Source organism: Pseudomonas sp. GW821-FHT03A09, from assembly GCF_059421065.1.
Genome location: NZ_JBWKUX010000005.1, coordinates 190765 through 208007 on the forward strand (window position 1 = coordinate 190765; position 17243 = coordinate 208007).

At 60.0% G+C, this 17243-nt stretch carries 18 protein-coding genes; 6 read left to right on the plus strand and 12 right to left on the minus strand.

The annotated features are described in order from the left end of the window. The first annotated feature begins 44 nt into the window (after window positions 1-44). Complete coding sequence (locus AC07V4_RS11200) at window positions 45-407, plus strand: Mpo1-like protein (RefSeq protein ID WP_431752480.1); 363 nt, start codon at window positions 45-47, stop codon at window positions 405-407. 5 nt (window positions 408-412) lie between these two features. Here the strand turns inward: AC07V4_RS11200 and AC07V4_RS11205 are convergent, their stop codons facing one another. From AC07V4_RS11205 to AC07V4_RS11215, 3 genes are all read right to left on the minus strand, one after another. After that, window positions 413-1210 carry an acyl-CoA thioesterase gene (locus AC07V4_RS11205; protein ID WP_492636277.1) on the minus strand — a complete coding sequence of 266 codons (798 nt, stop codon included), beginning with the start codon at window positions 1208-1210 and terminating at the stop codon, window positions 413-415. 90 nt (window positions 1211-1300) lie between these two features. After that, the gene (locus AC07V4_RS11210) at window positions 1301-2062 is read right to left on the minus strand and encodes a CHAD domain-containing protein (protein ID WP_492636276.1); all 762 of its coding nucleotides are present in this window, start codon (window positions 2060-2062) and stop codon (window positions 1301-1303) included. 48 nt (window positions 2063-2110) lie between these two features. Beyond that, window positions 2111-2389 (minus strand): hypothetical protein, encoded by a 279-nt coding sequence (locus tag AC07V4_RS11215; protein WP_010176194.1) that lies wholly within the window; start codon window positions 2387-2389, stop codon window positions 2111-2113. A 217-nt stretch (window positions 2390-2606) separates the two neighbouring features. Here AC07V4_RS11215 and AC07V4_RS11220 point away from each other — a divergent pair, with 217 nt between their 5' ends. Next, the gene (locus AC07V4_RS11220; protein WP_492636275.1) at window positions 2607-3644 is read left to right on the plus strand and encodes a patatin-like phospholipase family protein; all 1038 of its coding nucleotides are present in this window, start codon (window positions 2607-2609) and stop codon (window positions 3642-3644) included. A gap of 117 nt (window positions 3645-3761) precedes the next feature. Here AC07V4_RS11220 and AC07V4_RS11225 read toward each other — a convergent pair whose 3' ends face one another. The 6 genes from AC07V4_RS11225 to kdpF form a co-directional block, all read right to left on the minus strand. Further along, window positions 3762-4451 carry a response regulator gene (locus AC07V4_RS11225; protein WP_431751087.1) on the minus strand — a complete coding sequence of 230 codons (690 nt, stop codon included), beginning with the start codon at window positions 4449-4451 and terminating at the stop codon, window positions 3762-3764. A 37-nt stretch (window positions 4452-4488) separates the two neighbouring features. Then, entirely contained in the window at window positions 4489-7140 is a 2652-nt protein-coding gene (locus tag AC07V4_RS11230; protein WP_492636274.1) for a DUF4118 domain-containing protein, read from the minus strand. Window positions 7141-7266: 126 nt separating this feature from the next. Continuing rightward, window positions 7267-7812 (minus strand): potassium-transporting ATPase subunit KdpC, encoded by a 546-nt coding sequence (gene kdpC / locus AC07V4_RS11235; protein WP_492636273.1) that lies wholly within the window; start codon window positions 7810-7812, stop codon window positions 7267-7269. Window positions 7813-7874: 62 nt separating this feature from the next. After that, a complete protein-coding gene (kdpB, locus tag AC07V4_RS11240) occupies window positions 7875-9932 on the minus strand; it encodes a potassium-transporting ATPase subunit KdpB (protein ID WP_492636272.1) in 2058 nt (685 codons plus the stop codon). A 14-nt stretch (window positions 9933-9946) separates the two neighbouring features. Then, window positions 9947-11641: a potassium-transporting ATPase subunit KdpA gene (gene kdpA / locus AC07V4_RS11245; protein ID WP_492636271.1), complete on the minus strand. Its 1695-nt coding sequence runs from the start codon at window positions 11639-11641 to the stop codon at window positions 9947-9949. A gap of 9 nt (window positions 11642-11650) precedes the next feature. After that, complete coding sequence (gene kdpF / locus AC07V4_RS11250; RefSeq protein WP_003218754.1) at window positions 11651-11740, minus strand: K(+)-transporting ATPase subunit F; 90 nt, start codon at window positions 11738-11740, stop codon at window positions 11651-11653. 395 nt (window positions 11741-12135) lie between these two features. Here kdpF and eat point away from each other — a divergent pair, with 395 nt between their 5' ends. Both eat and AC07V4_RS11260 read left to right on the plus strand, forming a co-directional pair. Next, entirely contained in the window at window positions 12136-13500 is a 1365-nt protein-coding gene (eat, locus tag AC07V4_RS11255; protein WP_492636270.1) for an ethanolamine permease, read from the plus strand. Window positions 13501-13611: 111 nt separating this feature from the next. After that, window positions 13612-13779, plus strand: coding sequence for a DUF2897 family protein (locus AC07V4_RS11260; protein WP_008437727.1), 168 nt, complete (start codon window positions 13612-13614; stop codon window positions 13777-13779). A gap of 6 nt (window positions 13780-13785) precedes the next feature. On the opposite strand, the gene AC07V4_RS11265 is transcribed toward AC07V4_RS11260, so the two are convergent. Next, window positions 13786-14634: an urea carboxylase-associated family protein gene (locus AC07V4_RS11265; RefSeq protein ID WP_492636269.1), complete on the minus strand. Its 849-nt coding sequence runs from the start codon at window positions 14632-14634 to the stop codon at window positions 13786-13788. A 14-nt stretch (window positions 14635-14648) separates the two neighbouring features. Next, window positions 14649-15293: a GntR family transcriptional regulator gene (locus tag AC07V4_RS11270; protein WP_492636268.1), complete on the minus strand. Its 645-nt coding sequence runs from the start codon at window positions 15291-15293 to the stop codon at window positions 14649-14651. A 133-nt stretch (window positions 15294-15426) separates the two neighbouring features. Between AC07V4_RS11270 and AC07V4_RS11275 the strand changes: the two genes are divergently transcribed. Further along, window positions 15427-16005 (plus strand): TetR/AcrR family transcriptional regulator, encoded by a 579-nt coding sequence (locus AC07V4_RS11275; protein ID WP_492636267.1) that lies wholly within the window; start codon window positions 15427-15429, stop codon window positions 16003-16005. Window positions 16006-16032: 27 nt separating this feature from the next. On the opposite strand, the gene AC07V4_RS11280 is transcribed toward AC07V4_RS11275, so the two are convergent. Next, complete coding sequence (locus AC07V4_RS11280) at window positions 16033-16365, minus strand: ComEA family DNA-binding protein (RefSeq protein WP_492636266.1); 333 nt, start codon at window positions 16363-16365, stop codon at window positions 16033-16035. Window positions 16366-16701: 336 nt separating this feature from the next. Here AC07V4_RS11280 and AC07V4_RS11285 point away from each other — a divergent pair, with 336 nt between their 5' ends. Beyond that, window positions 16702-17190, plus strand: a complete 489-nt coding sequence (locus tag AC07V4_RS11285) for an acyltransferase (RefSeq protein ID WP_492636265.1) — start codon at window positions 16702-16704, stop codon at window positions 17188-17190. Window positions 17191-17243: the final 53 nt, after the last annotated feature.

Genomic DNA, 17243 nt, shown 5'->3' on the forward strand with positions numbered 1-17243 from the left:
TAAACTCTGTCCAAGCTAATTCAACGGACAGAGGATTCACCATCATGGGCAAACGTCATCCCAATCTCCCCGCCTGGCAATGGCGTAACTACCCGCAAAATCACCAGCACCCGACCAATCTCGCGCTGCACCTGATTGCGGTGCCGCTGTTTATCATCGGGTTTCTGTTGATCGTGTCCGGCGTGTTCAGCCTGAGCCTGGCCAGTTTTGCCGTCGGTGTTGTCGGCATCATCGCCGGCCTGGCGCTGCAGCGTCACGGCCACAGCCTGGAAGCCCAGGCCAGTGAACCGTTCAGTGATCGTAAAGATGCCGTGCAGCGCCTGGTCGTTGAGCAGTTCGTGACCTTTCCGCGCTTTGTACTGAGCGGTGGCTGGTGGCGCGCCTGGCGCCAGCGCCACCGGCATTGAGCCGGTCAGGCAAAGACCACCACGGTCTGGCGGCTGATGGCGATCAACTCGCCGGTCGGGCTCCAGAGTGCAGCGGCGGCATGGCCGTAGCCGTCGCGCGCATATTCGATGTTGACGTAGTACTGGCACCAGTCGAGCGTGGTCAGCTGTTGCAGCGGCTGAATGAATTCGATAGTCCAGGTCAAGGTGCTGCCCGGAGCAGGCTTGCTCAGGTGCGGCAGCAAGGCCGGCGGCCAAGCATCGACCAGGGCGAGGATGTGTGACTCGGTCAGCGCCTCCTCCTTCACATCACCGCGCAGGCGCACCCAGCCGCCCATGTCGCGCGACTTATTGCCGGTGAATGGCAACCCGCCGACGCTCCAGCGCATGGCCAGATGGCGCATGAACTCGGGGGTGACACCTTTGATATACGGTAATTCCTGGCACTCGTCCCAGTGTTTGAAAGCCGGTGGCGGCTCACTGCCTACGTCAATCTGCGACTCACGGGCAGCGCCAAAACTGGCCTGTACCAGGGTGGCCACTTCGCCCTTCTGCACCACACGCCCGAGTAACTGGCTGACAGCTTTACCTTCGCGCAACACTTCAACTTGGTAACTGGCGGGTACATCCGGCTCAACCGGGCCGACGAACGTAATCGCCAGTGAGCGTAATGGACGATCCGCCGGCACTTGAGCGCGCAAGGCTTCATATTGCAAGGCGGCGACCAGGCCACCAAACGTAGCGCGGCCCTGGCCCCATTCCGCAGGAATGGTGACCTCCAGCGGGTTGCTACGGGCGGCGTCGAGCAAATCACTAAAGCGCATGGGGACCTCACAGCAGGAACACGGATTGGGCGATCTTAACCACCGAAGGATGACGGCACAGCGCCCATACCGGCCAAAAACCGGACCGGTTTAGAAACAATCGGCGCTGAGCTTATCCAGAACCCGATCCGCCTGCCCTTCTGCCTTGGCCATGGTGCGATGCCACACGGCGACGCAGGGTTGCAAGTCCGGCTGGAGTTCGGCCTGGGCCAGCCACTGCCAACAGTCGTGCCAGTCCCCCAGGGCACTTTGAGCGCTCTTGAGACGGGACATGGCTTTGCTGGGGAGCTTGTCCAGCTCGGGATAGGCTTCGGCAGCGTAACGCACACGCTTGATCAACAACCGCAGACGGTGGCGGTCATGACCGGGCTCCTTCAAAGCCTCATCGAGTTTTTGCCATTGCCTGGCGAGGCGCTTCTCAATGCGCGGGCGTAAACCCTTGAGCAATTTCTGGTGTTCAGACGCGCGTACAAACCGCGGGAAGGCATCGAGGATCAGCAACAGATGGGCCACTTCAGGGCTTTGCGCCACGTGCCGATAAGCGTCGGGTTGCAGGCGTAAACGTCGCTCAGCGGCCTGATGATAACCATGCTGATGCAGATGGGCAGCCAGCACCTCTCGGTCCCGCAGTGGCGTGGTCAATTGGCCGACCGTGCTGGCGGCCGATTCGAGCTGTTCCACCCCCGGCAACCCGCGCAGGGGGCGCAACAGGCTGCGCAGGCGTCGCAGCGTGGTGCGCAGATCATGTAGAGCTTCATCGTCGGTGACGGCAGCGAGGCGAGCCTGGCAGCTCAGTAACCCTACTTCCAGGCCAATGACCTGAGCGACTAACTGATCAACCAAAGCTGACATCCCTTCCTCCGCTGACGATGAAATTCCCTACCCACCGCGACGTTTCAATTAACGTCCGGCGCGCGACTCACGAATATAGAACCGTGCCTTCTCAGCCTTGTTGGAGCAACCCTCAAAAGCTTCGAATTGCTGCTGGGTCTTGGCGCCGGTCAACAGGGACAAGGCCTTGGAGTAACTGACAGTCCCGGCAAAACCTTCGGCCTTGGCCAGGTCCAGTTCATGCCAGGCGGCATCCAATTGCGTGCCACAGCTATCACGGTATGCAGTTTTCCCGGCACAACCGGCCAGGGCCAACACGATCACAGGCACACACATCCAGGCTTTCATCGATGACACCTCAAAATAAACAAAAACAGTCGTAGGCTGTAGACGTTGCCCACAAGAAAAAGTGCCTTGTCTGACCATCTGAAAGCAAAACTGACTATAGCCAGAGCATACCCGAGCACCCTGGTTATTCTGGAAAAATATTCCGCACATCGACGAAGATTGAAGCCGCCCCTAGGATGGGCGCATTGTGGGCAACTGTTTTACGAAGGATCAGCTCATGAAGAAACGTGTTGCCTTGGTGCTGGGCTCCGGAGGGGCCCGGGGGTACGCCCATATCGGCGTGATCGAAGAAATCGAACGACGGGGTTATGACATCGCCTGTATCGCCGGCTGCTCCATGGGCGCGGTGGTCGGTGGGATCTACGCCGCCGGCAAACTGGACGAGTATCGAAACTGGATCGAAAGCCTCGATTACCTTGATGTGCTGCGCCTGGTGGATGTGAGCTTTCGCCTGGGCGCTATTCGTGGCGAAAAAGTCTTCGGACAGATCCGCAAGATCGTCGGCGAACTCAACATCGAAGAACTGCGCATTCCCTACACCGCAGTCGCCACCGACCTGACCAACCAGCAAGAGATCTGGTTCCAGGAAGGTTGCCTGCACCAGGCCATGCGCGCCTCGGCAGCGATCCCCAGCCTGTTCACACCGGTGATGCAGGGTAACCGTATGCTGGTGGACGGCGGCCTGCTCAACCCACTACCGATCGTACCGGTGGTATCGAGCCATTGCGACTTGATCATCGCGGTCAATCTCAATGCTACCAATCAAAAGCACTACCACTTGCCGGTGATCCAGCGTCCACCAGCGTTCAAGAGTCGTTTCAATAACCTGGCGAGATCCTTGGGTTCGCACCTGCCGTTTCGACGTAAACAAGCCGAACAATTGATGAAGCTGGAACAGGAGGCATTGCAGGCTGACGCGGCAGAGATCAACCCCTGGTTGGAGTCGGCAGAACCCGAAGCCCAGCAACCCGCTGCGGCGCCGGAAGCTGAAGGTGCGCCGAGGTCTGCGACCGGTTCGTTCATCATCGACAACGTCGGCCCGGCATCACTGTTGGACCTGATCAACCAAAGTTTCGAAGTGATGCAGACGTCATTGGCGCAGTACAAGATCGCCGGCTATCCGCCCGACATACTGATCAACGTCCCGAAGCGGGTGTGCCGGTTTTTCGAGTTCTACAAGGCGCCGGAGTTGATCGCTCTGGGGCGGGAAATTGCCAGTGATACGTTGGATCGGTATGAGAGCGAACAGCGCTGAAGCCTTCGGTGCGACTTCTGGCCTCATCGCGGGCAAGCCCGGCTCCCACATTTGAAAAACGTTCCCCTGTGGGAGCCGGGCTTGCCCGCGATGAGGGCCGTGCAGATGTAGATGAACTCAAGCACTTAACAACCGATACCCCACCCCCGCCTCGGTCACGATAAACCGTGGCTGAGTCGGGTCATCCGCCAGCTTCTGGCGCAGGTGGCCCACGACAATGCGCAGGTAATGGCTGTCCTCGGTATGGGTCGGCCCCCAGATGTCCTTGAGCAGTTGCTGCTGGGTAATCACCCGGCCCGGATGTCGTGCCAATTGTGCCAGCACCGCGTACTCCTTGCGGGTGAGTGCCACTTCGACACCGTCCAAGAGAACACGACGATAGGCCAGGTCCACCGTCAGCGGGCCAAAACTTAATGCAGCTTCCTGGGCCTCACCCGCCGGCGCCTGACGCAGCAATGCACGCACCCGAGCGAGAAACTCCTGGATACCGAACGGCTTGGTCACGTAGTCATTGGCACCGCCATCCAGGGCCTCGACCTTCTGTATTTCGCTGGCCCGTACCGACAGTACTAGCACCGGCACCGTTGACCACTCGCGAAACTCGCGCAGTACTTGCTGGCCGTCCATGTCAGGCAGGCCAAGGTCGAGCACCAGCAAGTCCGGTTTGCTCAATGCCGCTTGGGCCAGGCCTTCGTTGCCGGTACCGGCCTCGATCACCTTGTAGCCTTGGGAGGCCAGGCTGATCCGCAAGAATTTGCGGATCTGCGGTTCGTCATCAATGACTAAAATCGTCGCGGTCTGGCTCATGGTGTCCAATCAAAATCCGTGGAAAAAAGAGGGTAGCTCAAGCCTCGCGCTCCAAGCCAGGCTGCTTCGGTAATGGCAAGAACAAGGTGATGCAAGTGCCCCTCCCATCAATACCATCGCCCACGCTGATATGCCCACCGTGGGCACCCACCATGCCCTGGCAAATCGCCAAGCCCAGGCCGGTGCCTTGTCCGCCCCGGTCACCGCGGGCGGCGGTATAGAACATATCGAAAATCTTTTCACGCTCATTCTCGGGAATACCCGGCCCCTCATCGGCGACGGCGAAAAACAGCTGGTCATCCGACACGCCGGCCGTCAACTGCAAGCGGCCCTGGGGCGCAGAGAAACGCGCGGCGTTTTCCAGCACGTTGAGCAAGGCTTGTTCGATCAGCGCCGCATGGACATACAGCAATGGCAGCTCAGCGGGCACATCGGTGCTAACCCGCAACGGCGCCAGCACGGCACGCAAGCGACCGAGGGCACTGCCAACGATATCGCCTGGAGACACCCAGTCTCGCGCCAGTTTCAACGCCCCATGCCCCAGGCGCGTCATGTCCAGCAGGTTCTGGATGTAACGGTCTAGGCGTTCGGCTTCATCGCGGGTGCCTTCGAGCAACTCGCGGCGGTCCTCCAGGGGAATCGCTTCGCCAAGGGCCAACAGGCTGTCAATGCTGCCGCGCATGGAGGTCAGCGGCGTGCGCAAATCGTGGGACACCGAGGCCAGCAAGGCGCTGCGCAGTTGCTCGGTTTCACCATGTAGTCGGGCGGATTCGAGTTCCTGGCCCAATTGGGCCCGCGCCAACGCCTGTGCCAACGGCTGACTCAATGCAGTCAGCAAGCGACGGCGCTGGCCGCTCAATTCCTGGCCCGGCTTGGGGCTGACGCCGAGCAACCCCAAAGGCCCCTCCTCACCCGATAACGGCCACCACCACCAGCGCCCGAACGGCAAGGTGCCGGTGCCCATGCCAGCAGGTTGATCGTGCTGCCAGGCCCAGTCAGCGGCGGCGCGCTCGGCTTCGGTCAGGTTCAGTGGGTTGCCGGTCTCGACTTTCCAACCACCCTGGCCGTCGCGATTGACCAGACACAGATCCAAGTCACTCCAACCTTCCAGATGATGGGCCGCCGCACTGATCACCGCCTGGCGATCAGTGGCGGCCGTGAGTTTGCGCGACAGGTCGAGCAGTTCGCTGGTTTCTTCCTGGGTGTCGCGCAGGGCCTGCAGTTGCCGGCGTTGGCGGGCAGCCAGGTTGCCGGTCAATGCCGCCATCAACAGGAAGAACAACAGGGTCAGCACGTCTTCTTCACGCTGGATGGCGAAAGAGAAATTCGGCGGGATGAACAGGAAGTCGTAAGTCAGGAACGACAGCGCCGCACACACCAGGGACGGTCCCAGGCTGCTGCGTACCGCCACCAGCAATACCGCCGCGAGAAACACCAGGGAGATATTCGGCAGCGGCAACACACTGGCCACCGCCCAGGCCAACGCCGCTGCTACCACGGTGGCGACCACCGCCAGGCCGTAATCAAACCACACCAACCCACGTACATCGGGCAGCCGGGGCGGCGCGGGATTATCGTCGCTGTCGAGCACGTTGATTTCCAAGCCCCGCGCATTGCGCAGCAAGCGCGCCGCCAGCCCGCCACCGAACAATCGGCGTCGCCAACGCATCCGCGACTGCCCCACCAGCAACAGGCTGGCACGGCGTTCGGCGGCATGCTGGATCAACGTCTTCGCCACCTCCCCCGCCCGCAACAACACGACTTCACCGCCCAGCCGCTCGGCCAGTTGCTGGGCGTTCTGCAGGCGCAGGCGCGATTGCTCATCCCGTGCGCGGCCGTTATCGATATGCACCAGGCTCCAGGGCAAATGCCGACGCTGTGCCACGCGACTGGCGTGACGCACCAGACGCTCGGCTTGGGCATCGCCATCCACACCGACCAATAAGCGCCCGCGTACTGCCGGTGCCGCCTGGCCAAGCTGGCGATAACCTTGGGCCAAGTCATCGTCGACGTGAGCGGCGGCGGTTTGCATCGCCAGCTCACGCAGGGCCATCAGGTTGGTCTGGGTGAAAAACGCATCGATCGCCGCACGGGCCTGCTCCGGCACATAGACCTTGCCGTCGCGCAGGCGCTCCAGCAATTCGCGGGATGGAAGGTCGATCAGCAACAGTTCGTCAGCTTCTTGCAGCACCCAATCCGGCAGGGTTTCACGCACTTGCACGCCGGTGATACCACGCACCTGGTCGTTGAGGCTTTCCAGGTGCTGAACGTTGACCGTAGTGAACACGTTGATGCCGGCGGCGAGCAGTTCCTGGATGTCTTGCCAGCGCTTTTCATGACGGCTGCCCGGGGCGTTGCTGTGGGCCAACTCGTCCACCAGCACCAGCTTGGGCTTGGCGGCGAGCAGGCCGTCGAGGTCCATTTCTTCGAGCATCACGCCACGGTACTCGCTGCGCACCAAGGGTTGCTGAGGCAAGCCGCTGAGCAGAGCCTCGGTCTCGGCGCGGCCGTGGGTTTCGACCACGCCGGCGATCAGCCGCACGCCCTGGCGCAGCTGGGTGTGGGCGGCCTGGAGCATGGCGTAGGTCTTGCCCACACCCGGCGCGGCACCGAGGAAAACTTTGAGCCGGCCACGGCCGTCCCGTGGCAGTTCGGCTAACAGGGCATCGGCGCGGCCGGAGTCGCTCATGCTTTGCGGTTCCTTCAGGTGTTCATAGGGAGTCTTGAAGGCCGTCATCGCGGGCAAGCCCGGCTCCCACAGGGGAATGCATTCCAAATGTGGGAGCTGGCTTGCCTGCGATGGCGCCAGCACTGCTTACAATTTTTCCAGCGCCATGTTCAGCGCCAACACATTCACCACCGGCGGCCCCACCAGCGGGCTTTCGATGTGCTCATCCAGCAAGCGTTGCAACGTGGAGACCGGCACATTCCGCGCCGCCGCCACCCGCGCCAGTTGATAGGCAATCGCCGCGGGTGGCAAGTGTGGATCAAGACCGCTGCCAGAGGTAGTCAGCGACGCCAACGGCACCGGCCCCTGGCTGGGCACCAGCTGTTTGCTCGCGTCATCAAAGATGCGTGTCGCCAATGCCGGGTTGCTTGGGCCGAGGTTGCTGGCGCTGCTGGAAACCGTCGCGAATGCGCCGGCCGATGGGCGCGGATGGAACCAGCTGTCACCGGTAAAATCCTGGGCGATCAGGCTGGAGCCGCGCACCTTGCCGCTGTCATCGCGCACCAGGCTGCCATTGGCCTGATCAGGGAAAGCCACTTGGGCGACGCCGGTGACAACCAGCGGGTAGGCCACGCCAGTGATCAGGGTCATGAGGACCAGCAGGCTCAGGGCCGGGCGGATCATGGTGGACATTTCATATTCCTCAATTCGTTTATCAGCTCGGTATTCCCACGCGGAGCGTGGGAACGATCCGGTTACACCAGGTGCAGTGCGGTCAGCAGCATGTCGATCGCCTTGATGCCCACGAACGGCACCAGAATCCCGCCCAGCCCGTAGATCAGCAGGTTGCGCCGCAGCAACGCCGCCGCACTCGCCGCCTGCACGCGCACCCCACGCAACGCCAGGGGAATCAGCACCACGATGATCAGGGCGTTGAACACAATGGCCGAGAGAATCGCGCTCTGCGGACTCTGCAAGTGCATCACGTTAAGTACCCCCAATTGCGGGTAGATCGAGGCAAACAGCGCCGGCAGGATCGCGAAGTATTTGGCCACGTCGTTGGCAATGGAAAAGGTGGTCAACGCACCACGGGTAACCAGCAATTCCTTGCCGATCTGCACCACGTCCAACAGCTTGGTCGGGTCGCTATCGAGATCGACCATGTTGGCGGCTTCACGGGCGGCCTGGGTGCCGTCGTTCATCGCCATGCCGACGTCGGCCTGGGCCAGCGCCGGGGCGTCGTTGGCACCGTCACCGCACATCGCGACCAAGCGGCCATCGTTCTGCTCGTGGCGAATGCGTGCGAGTTTTTTCTCCGGCGTGGCTTCGGCCAGTACATCGTCCACACCCGCTTCGGCGGCAATCGCGGCGGCGGTCAGCGGGTTGTCGCCGGTGACCATCACGGTGCGAATGCCCAGCTTGCGCAGTTCGGCGAAACGCTCACGGATGCCAGGCTTGACCACGTCTTTGAGGTGGATCGCACCCAGCAATTTGCCGTCTGCGCACACCAGCAATGGGGTGCCACCGCTTTGGGCGATCTTGTCGATTTCCCGCGACAGCGCCGGTTGCAGGTCACGGCGTTGCTGACCGATGAATGCCAGCAGCGAATCCACGGCGCCCTTGCGGAACACACGCCCCTGATAATCGACACCGGACAAGCGGGTTTCCGCACTGAACGGCACGGAGGTCAGTTGATCCAGGGTTGGCTCGGCTTGTGGGTGCAAGGCGCGCAGGTATTCGACGATGGATTTACCTTCTGCCGTGTCGTCCGCCAGCGACGCCAGCAGCGCGCCTTCAGCCAGGTCCCGACCACTGACGCCAGGCGCTGCAATCACCGCTGCGCAGCGACGGTTACCGAAGGTGATGGTGCCGGTCTTGTCGAGCAGCAACACGTGAACGTCCCCCGCCGCTTCCACGGCACGGCCGGATTTGGCGATCACGTTAAGGCGTACCAGTCGATCCATGCCGGCAATACCGATGGCCGACAACAGGCCGCCGATGGTGGTAGGGATCAGCGTTACCAACAGTGCGACCAGGAACACCAACGGCAAGCTGCCATTGGCGAAGTGGGCGAACGGCTGCAAGGTCACCACCACCAGCAGGAAGATCAGAGTCAGGCCGATCAGCAGAATGTCCAACGCAACTTCGTTGGGGGTTTTCTGGCGCTTGGCACCTTCCACCAGCGCGATCATGCGATCCAGGGTGGACTCGCCGGGGTTGGCGGTGATGCGGATCAGCAGCCAGTCGGACACCAGTCGCGTATTGCCGGTGACGGCCGAACGGTCACCGCCAGATTCACGGATGACCGGGGCGGATTCGCCGGTAATCGCAGCTTCGTTGACCGCCGCGATCCCTTCGATGACCTCGCCGTCACCGGGAATCATTTCCCCGGCGGCGACACGCACCACATCACCTTTGCGCAGGCTGGTGGCCGGCACCACCTTGAAGCTGCCATCAGCCTCTTTACGGCGTGCACTGAGGCCTTCACTACCGGCCTTGAGGCTGTCGGCACGAGCCTTGCCGCGCCCTTCGGCCAGGGCTTCGGCGAAGTTGGCGAACAGCACCGTGAACCACAGCCACACGGCGATTTGCACAGCGACAAAGGTTGGCACGTTGGTGTCGGGCACGAAGCACAACACAGTGGTGAGGATCGCGGTAAGTTCGACCACCAGCATCACGGGCGAGCGTTGCAACTGGCGCGGGTCCAGCTTGACGAAAGCCTGGCCCAGCGCCGGGCGCCACAGCGCGGAAATAGCGGTTTTGGCGGGCTCATGGGTTGTCACAGGAGCCGCATTTTTTGCAGGCATATTCATTTTCATATCCCCTCTTAGAAGCCCATGCTCAAGTGTTCAGCGATGGGGCCTAACGCCAGTGTCGGCAGGAAAGTCAGGCCGCCCACCAGCAAAATGGTCACGGTCAACAAGGTCACGAACAACGGGCCGTGGGTGGGGAAGCTGTTCTGGCCGATCGGGGCGGTCTTTTTCATCGCCAGGCTGCCGGCCAAGGCCAGTACCGGGAGGATGTAGCCAAAGCGGCCGAGCAACATGCTCAGGCTCAGCATCAGGTTGTGAAACGCGGTATTGCCACTGAAGCCGCCGAACGCCGAACCGTTGTTCGCACTGGCCGAGGTGTAGGCATACAGCAATTGGCTGAAACCATGAGGGCCGGGGTTACTGATCGCGCCCGCGGGGCCAGGCAGACTGGCCGCGATAGCGCCCAGCACCAGGGTGCCCACCGGCATGACCATCAGGGTTACCACCAGCAATTGCACTTCCTTGGCCTGCAGCTTCTTGCCCAGGTATTCCGGGGTGCGGCCGATCATCAGGCCAGCGAGGAACACGGCGATCAAGACGTTGAGCAACATGCCGTACATCCCGGCGCCGACGCCGCCGAAAATCACTTCGCCAACCATCATGTTGACCAGTGCCACCATCCCGCTCAGGGGGTTGAGGCTGTCTTGCATGCCGTTGACCGAGCCATTGGACGCCGCCGTCGTGGTCACCGACCACAACACGGTGCCGGTAGTGCCGAAGCGCGCTTCCTTACCTTCCAGGGGGGCCGTTTGCTCAACCGCCGGGTTGGCCAGGGTCGGGTTGGGCTGGTATTCGGCCCATAGCGACGTGGCACCGCCAATCAGGAACAGGGCCAGCATGCAACCGAGGATCGCCCGGCTCTGGCGCAGATCCTTCACGTAGTGGCCGAAGGTGAACACCAACGCCACTGGGATCAGGATGATCGCGGCCAATTCAAATAGGTTGGCCCAGGCGGTCGGGTCTTCGAATGGATGGGCCGAGTTGACCCCGAAGAATCCACCGCCGTTAGTACCCAATTGCTTGATAGCAATCTGGCTGGCGGCCGGACCCAGTGGAATCACCTGGTCGACGCCTTGCATGGTCACCGCGTTCACATAATGCGCGAACGTTTGCGGAACGCCCTGCCACACCAGGAACAGCGCGAGCACCAGGCACAGCGGCAGTAGGCCGTAGAGGGTGGCGCGGGTCATGTCGACCCAGAAGTTGCCCAGGGTCTTGGTGGACTTGCGCCCGATGCCACGGCAGAGCGCGACCAGAACAGCCAAACCGGTGGCGGCGCTGACGAAGTTCTGTACGGTCAGGCCGACCATCTGGCTGAGGTAGCTCAGGGACGCCTCACCGCTGTAGTTCTGCCAGTTGGTGTTGGTCATGAAACTGACCGCGGTGTTGAAGGCCAGAGTCCATTCCTGACCCGGCAACTTCTGCGGGTTCAGTGGGAGATATTCCTGGAACAACAGGATCACGAACAGCAACACGAAACCGGCCAGGTTAAACGCCAGCAAGGCCAGCGTGTACTTCTGCCAGCTTTGCTCCTGATGCTCATCCACACCGGACAGGCGGTAGCAGGCTTTTTCCACCGGCCCCAGCACCGGCGTCAGCCAGGTGCGCTGGCCTTCCATCACCTTGTAGTAGAACCGCCCCAGGAGCGGTGCCGGCAGCAGCACCACGGCAAAGAAGGCGATGATCAGCCAATAGTCATAACTGTGCATAGCCTGCTCCTAGTTCCGATCCGCGCGTAACAGCGCAACCAGCAGATAAATGAACAGCGCCACGGCCAATAGCAGTGACACCCCGTCCAGAACGCTCATGGAAGTCTCTCCGTTTTGCGGCGATTGCCGCGTGTGTGGCAATTGTCGGCAGGAGTGGCGTAAAGGAACGAGAGCGAGGGTATGGGTGGGGCGTAAAGACGGCGTAAAGAGTGAGTTTATGCGGGGGTTACAGGGGGTGTTTGTGGCAGTTGGGAGGGCCTCATCGGGGGCAAGCCCCCTCCCACCTTGGAATGCATTTCAAATGTGGGAGCGGGCTTGCCCGCGAAAGCGCCGGTGTGGTCACTGCCGCACTTTACTGGTGCAACTCCGGCGAATTTCAAACGCAAAACCGTTCCCCCGACGACAGTAGCGCGGCTTTACGACACGGTTCTGTGGGCTGGCATGTCCGCTGCAACACCCTGAATCATTCCAAACCGTTCAGGGAGAGCAACACAATGAACACACAACTCAAACCCACCTTGGGCACCTTGCATTTATGGGGCATCGCGGTCGGGCTAGTGATTTCCGGCGAGTACTTCGGCTGGAGCTATGGCTGGGGCGTCGCGGGCACGCTGGGCTTTCTGGTGACCTCGCTGATGGTCGCGGCGATGTACACCTGCTTTATCTTCAGTTTCACCGAACTGACGACTGCTATCCCCCATGCCGGTGGGCCGTTTGCCTATAGCCGCCGTGCCTTTGGTGAAAAAGGCGGTTTGATCGCCGGACTCGCGACCTTGATCGAGTTTGTTTTTGCGCCACCTGCCATCGCTTTGGCCATCGGTGCTTACCTGAACGTGCAGTTCCCCGCACTGGACCCGAAACATGCGGCCGTGGGGGCCTACATCGTGTTCATGGGCCTGAATATTCTCGGCGTGAAACTCGCGGCAACCTTCGAACTGGTGGTGTGCGTGCTCGCCGTGGCCGAGTTGTTGGTGTTCATGGGTGTGGTCGCCCCGGCGTTCAGCTTCAGCAACTTTGCCCTGAATGGCTGGGCCGGTTCGGATACCTTTGGTGCTCCGGCGATTGCCGGGATCTTTGCGGCGATCCCCTTCGCCATCTGGTTCTTCCTGGCCATTGAAGGTGCCGCCATGGCCGCTGAGGAAGCGAAAGATCCGAAGCGCACCATTCCAAAAGCCTACATCAGCGGCATCCTGACCCTGGTGATCCTGGCCATGGGCGTGATGTTCTTCGCCGGTGGCGTGGGCGACTGGCGCGCACTGTCGAACATCAACGATCCACTGCCGCAAGCGATGAAAGCAGTGGTGGGCAATGGCTCCGGCTGGCTGCACATGCTGGTGTGGATCGGCCTGTTCGGGCTGGTGGCGAGTTTCCACGGCATCATCCTTGGCTACTCACGCCAGTTCTTTGCCCTGGCGCGTGCCGGTTACCTACCGCCTTTCCTGGCCAAATTGTCGCGTTTTCAGACACCGCACCGAGCGATCATCGCCGGTGGCGTTGTCGGCATTGCTGCCATCTACAGCGATGGTCTGATCAACCTGGGCGGCATGACACTCACCGCGGCAATGATCACCATGGCGGTGTTCGGTGCCATTGTGATGTACATCATGAGCATGCTCAGCCTGTTCAAGCTGCGTAAGACCGAACCGCTGCTGGAGCGTACCTTCCGCGCACCGGGCTATCCCATCGTACCGGGCATCGCGCTGGCGTTGGCCGTGGTGTGCCTGGTGGCCATGACCTGGTTCAACGCGCTGATCGGCTTGATCTTCCTGGGCTTCATGCTGGTGGGGTTCGTGTACTTCCAGATGACCGCCCAAGACCGTGCCGATGCACCGGCGGATGCAATGTTGACGGGACTCTGAGGTTATTGAGGCGGAACGGGCCTACACTGAACTACTCAGAAAGCCCGTGACTCAAAGCCGTTATTACCGTGGGAAAATTCTCCCACGATAGTCCGCCTCAAGGAGAGCCTTATGCCGTGGTATGCGTGGTTGATTTTAGTGGTAGCGATCGGGTCGATCGTCGGTGGGCTGCTGATGCTGCGTGACAGCGCGAACAAGGTGGAACTCACCGACGAACAACGCAAGCGCGTGGCCGAGCGCAACGCCCAGGCAGACGCCAAGGACGCACAGGACCGCTAGGGCGTTTTACTCCCACGCCGCCTTGGTAATATGCAAGCCGTGCTGCCCCTTGTAGGCAGCACGCTCAGGCTGGCTCCAGCCGTTGAGCAACTCATCCTCCAATTGATAGATCTCTACGCCCAGTGGACGACACACCGTCAACGGGTCCTGCGCGTCCGGCCCCCACATCGGCAACGACAGATCTCCGCCTGGGCAAGTCGACAATGCGCACAGCAGATCAATCTCGGCGAAAAACTCCAGGTAGTCGCCCTTCTGTGCCGGGCAAGCCTTCATGAAGTACATATCGTCATGATTGAGGCCGGTGCACTGGAAAATATTCAGCACGTCATGCACATCGAACTCCGTCAGGCCGTGGGGTAATACCGCACGCGTGAGGTTCGAGTGACAGTGGTGATGGAAGTCTTCGCCGGTCAGCATACGGTTCACATAGGGGTCGCAGCGCGTGCCAAGCAGATCGTGCAAGCGACCGCCGTGCTCATCGATACCGTAGCCGGCCAGGCTGTCATCGGTGATCGTCACCAAAGGCCGCAGGAACGGCAGGTTCGACCAAAGCCGGTCGTGCGTGCTGACATGGGCGCCCTGCAATTGGCGAGTGCGCGCGGCCCACAGGCGTTCACGCGGGTCATTGGCATTCCAAACGTTGAAATCGCCCACCTGTGGGCCGACAGGCGTGGTGACACGAAACACATGCCCTGCCGGTACTTTCCACGCCCTCCCCGTACGAATCGGTACCTCGAACTGCTCGATCAACGTGCGCTGATCCTTACGATCACGAATACGCTCATAGAACGCCGTATCCACCTGCAACGCCGAACCTTTGCTGACCTGATAAGCGGCCGGATAGTCTTTGTACATGGGGCAATCCTCCATCAAGGGTGATCAAACAGGGCCAAGGACAGGCGCTCCGAATCGTCCAGGTACAGGCTCATTGCCTCCCAGGCCGCCGGCTTATTGGCTTGGACCAGCAACTGGTAAATCTCGCGGTCACGCTCTAACCAGGGGGATTGGAAACGCTGCTCATCGGGGGCGGCACAAAATACCAACCGGAGCTGGGCAATCACCTGGGCGAAAAACTCATCGAACAACGGGCTGCGCATCAGCCCGACAATCTGCTGGTGGAACACAAGGCTGTGTGTGGCAACGGTTCGCCAGTCCTCGCGCTCTCGGGCCAGGCTGGTCGCCTCAATGGCGTTTTGCATGCGCTCAACTTGATCAGCGGTCAGCGGGCCGCTCTGGGCTATGGCCTGTAACTCCAGGGTACGGCGTACGACAAACAGATCGCGCACCTCGCCCCGTTCCAAGCGGCGGACCATCACACCTTTGTTGCGCACATAGCGCGTAAGCCCCTCCTGACCCAAACGATGCAGCGCTTCACGGATAGTGTTCCGCGAAGCGTTGTACGCCTTGACCAGATCAACTTCGACCAACGCCATGCCAGGCAGCAATCGGCCGCCAGTAATGTCGGCACGTAACTCCAGGGCGATCTGGTCGGCCAGGGACAAACTGAGCGTCATCACCACCTCACGATTGTTGAACAATACCTGAACCAGATGTAATCACTTTTCATGCCAACGCTGCCGGGCATTGCCTGGATGGGTAAAGAAGTACAATTTCGTTAAAATGCGCGTTCGTTCCAGAGGCAGTGCTATGCGTTATTCATCCGACCATAAAGCCCAGACTCACCAACGCATTATCAAGGAAGCTTCCGTACGCTTTCGCCGCGACGGCATTGGTGCCACCGGCTTGCAGCCATTGATGAAGGCACTGAACCTGACGCATGGCGGCTTCTATGCACATTTCAAATCCAAGGATGAGTTGGTGGAAAAGGCCCTGCAGGCTGCGGCGGCGGAGTTGGATGTGCACTGCGAGATGCTGTTCAGCCAGGAGCAGCCGCTGGAGGCGTTCATTGACGGTTATTTGTCCGAGTGGCACCAGACTACGCCGGATCACGGTTGCCCACTGCCGACCATGTCTTCAGAGCTTGGATTGAGAGGCCAACATAGCCCGACCACGGACGCAGTACTGGAGGCGCGGTTGAACCAGATCGAAGCCGCCTTGGGAACCGAGAATGCTAACGAACAGAGCCTGGTCTTGATGTCGACGTTAGTGGGGGCTTTGGTGCTGGCCAGGAGCGTAGAGAATCCGAAGTTAGCGACACGCATACTGGATGTCGTGCGCGCCAGTTTGAAAGCGCAGGTTTCAGAAAATGAAAAGGCCGATCAATGACCGGCCCTTTGTTCTGGTACTACACCCTTATTGAATAATCAACCTGTCGCGGTTCTTCTCCAGCAACGCCTTGCCGATACCCTTTACTTCCAACAACTCATCCACCGCCGTGAAGGGGCCGTTGCTTTCGCGGTAAGCGATGATCGCCTTGGCTTTGGCGGCACCGATACCGAACAGGTCACGGCGCAAGGTTTCGGCGTCGGCGGCGTTGAGGTTGACCTTGGTGGACTGCTCGACCTTGGTCATCTGCGAAACGACCGGAGCTGAGGCTTCTGGCTTGACGGATGGGGCTGCGGTGGTGGCAACAGAGATGCTGGTGAGGAAGGCGAAGATAAGGGAAGAGATGTACGCGTTTTGCATTGGTGACGCTCCATGACATCAGTGAGAGAAAAAGCAGCTTTCCAAAGCTGCTTTTCTAACTTAGATGATGCTGGGAGAGAGTCAAAAGTTGGTGGGTTACAGGGTGTGTTTGTATTTTTTTGACATGATTGATGCCGGCCAGTGAATGCAATTCTGCAAGCTGGCTGGCAGTGAAAAGAAAACCAAGAAGGCTGAGATAGAGCACTTTAGAGAAATCCAGCCCAGCACGGTATTGCATTTAGCATCGGGTCAGTAAAAAACTCTTCGAAAAACATGGAAACTCAGGTTCCTTTCCAAGAGACTATAAACTTTGAGTCAAATCCACACGGTGAAGAGATGAGCAACTCCAAAGACTATTTCGTGCATTCCCATGCATTGTGCGAAACGTCAGACATCGGCAAGGGGTCCAGAATATGGGCCTTCACCCATATTTTGCCGAAGGCGAAAATTGGTGCGGACTGCAATGTCTGCGACCACGTCTTTATCGAAAATGACGTGACCATTGGCGATCGTGTCACGATCAAATGCGGTGTCCAACTTTGGGATGGCATTACAATCGCCGATGACGTCTTTATTGGCCCGAATGTCACTTTCACGAATGACATCTATCCCAGAAGCAAAGTCTATCCTGAGGCCTTTGATCGAACTGTTGTAGAGAAAGGGGCATCCCTAGGAGCCAATTGCACTATCCTGCCAGGATTGGTGATCGGGGAAAATGCAATGGTAGGCGCGGGAGCAGTGGTTACCCGCTCGGTGCCGGCTAATGCAACCGTTGTAGGCAACCCCGCGAAAATCATAAGCTCTCAAACCAAGAAAAACGTATAAGAGCCAAATTATTAACGTAAAAAAGCCGGTTGAAGACCGGCTCATTTTTTCTA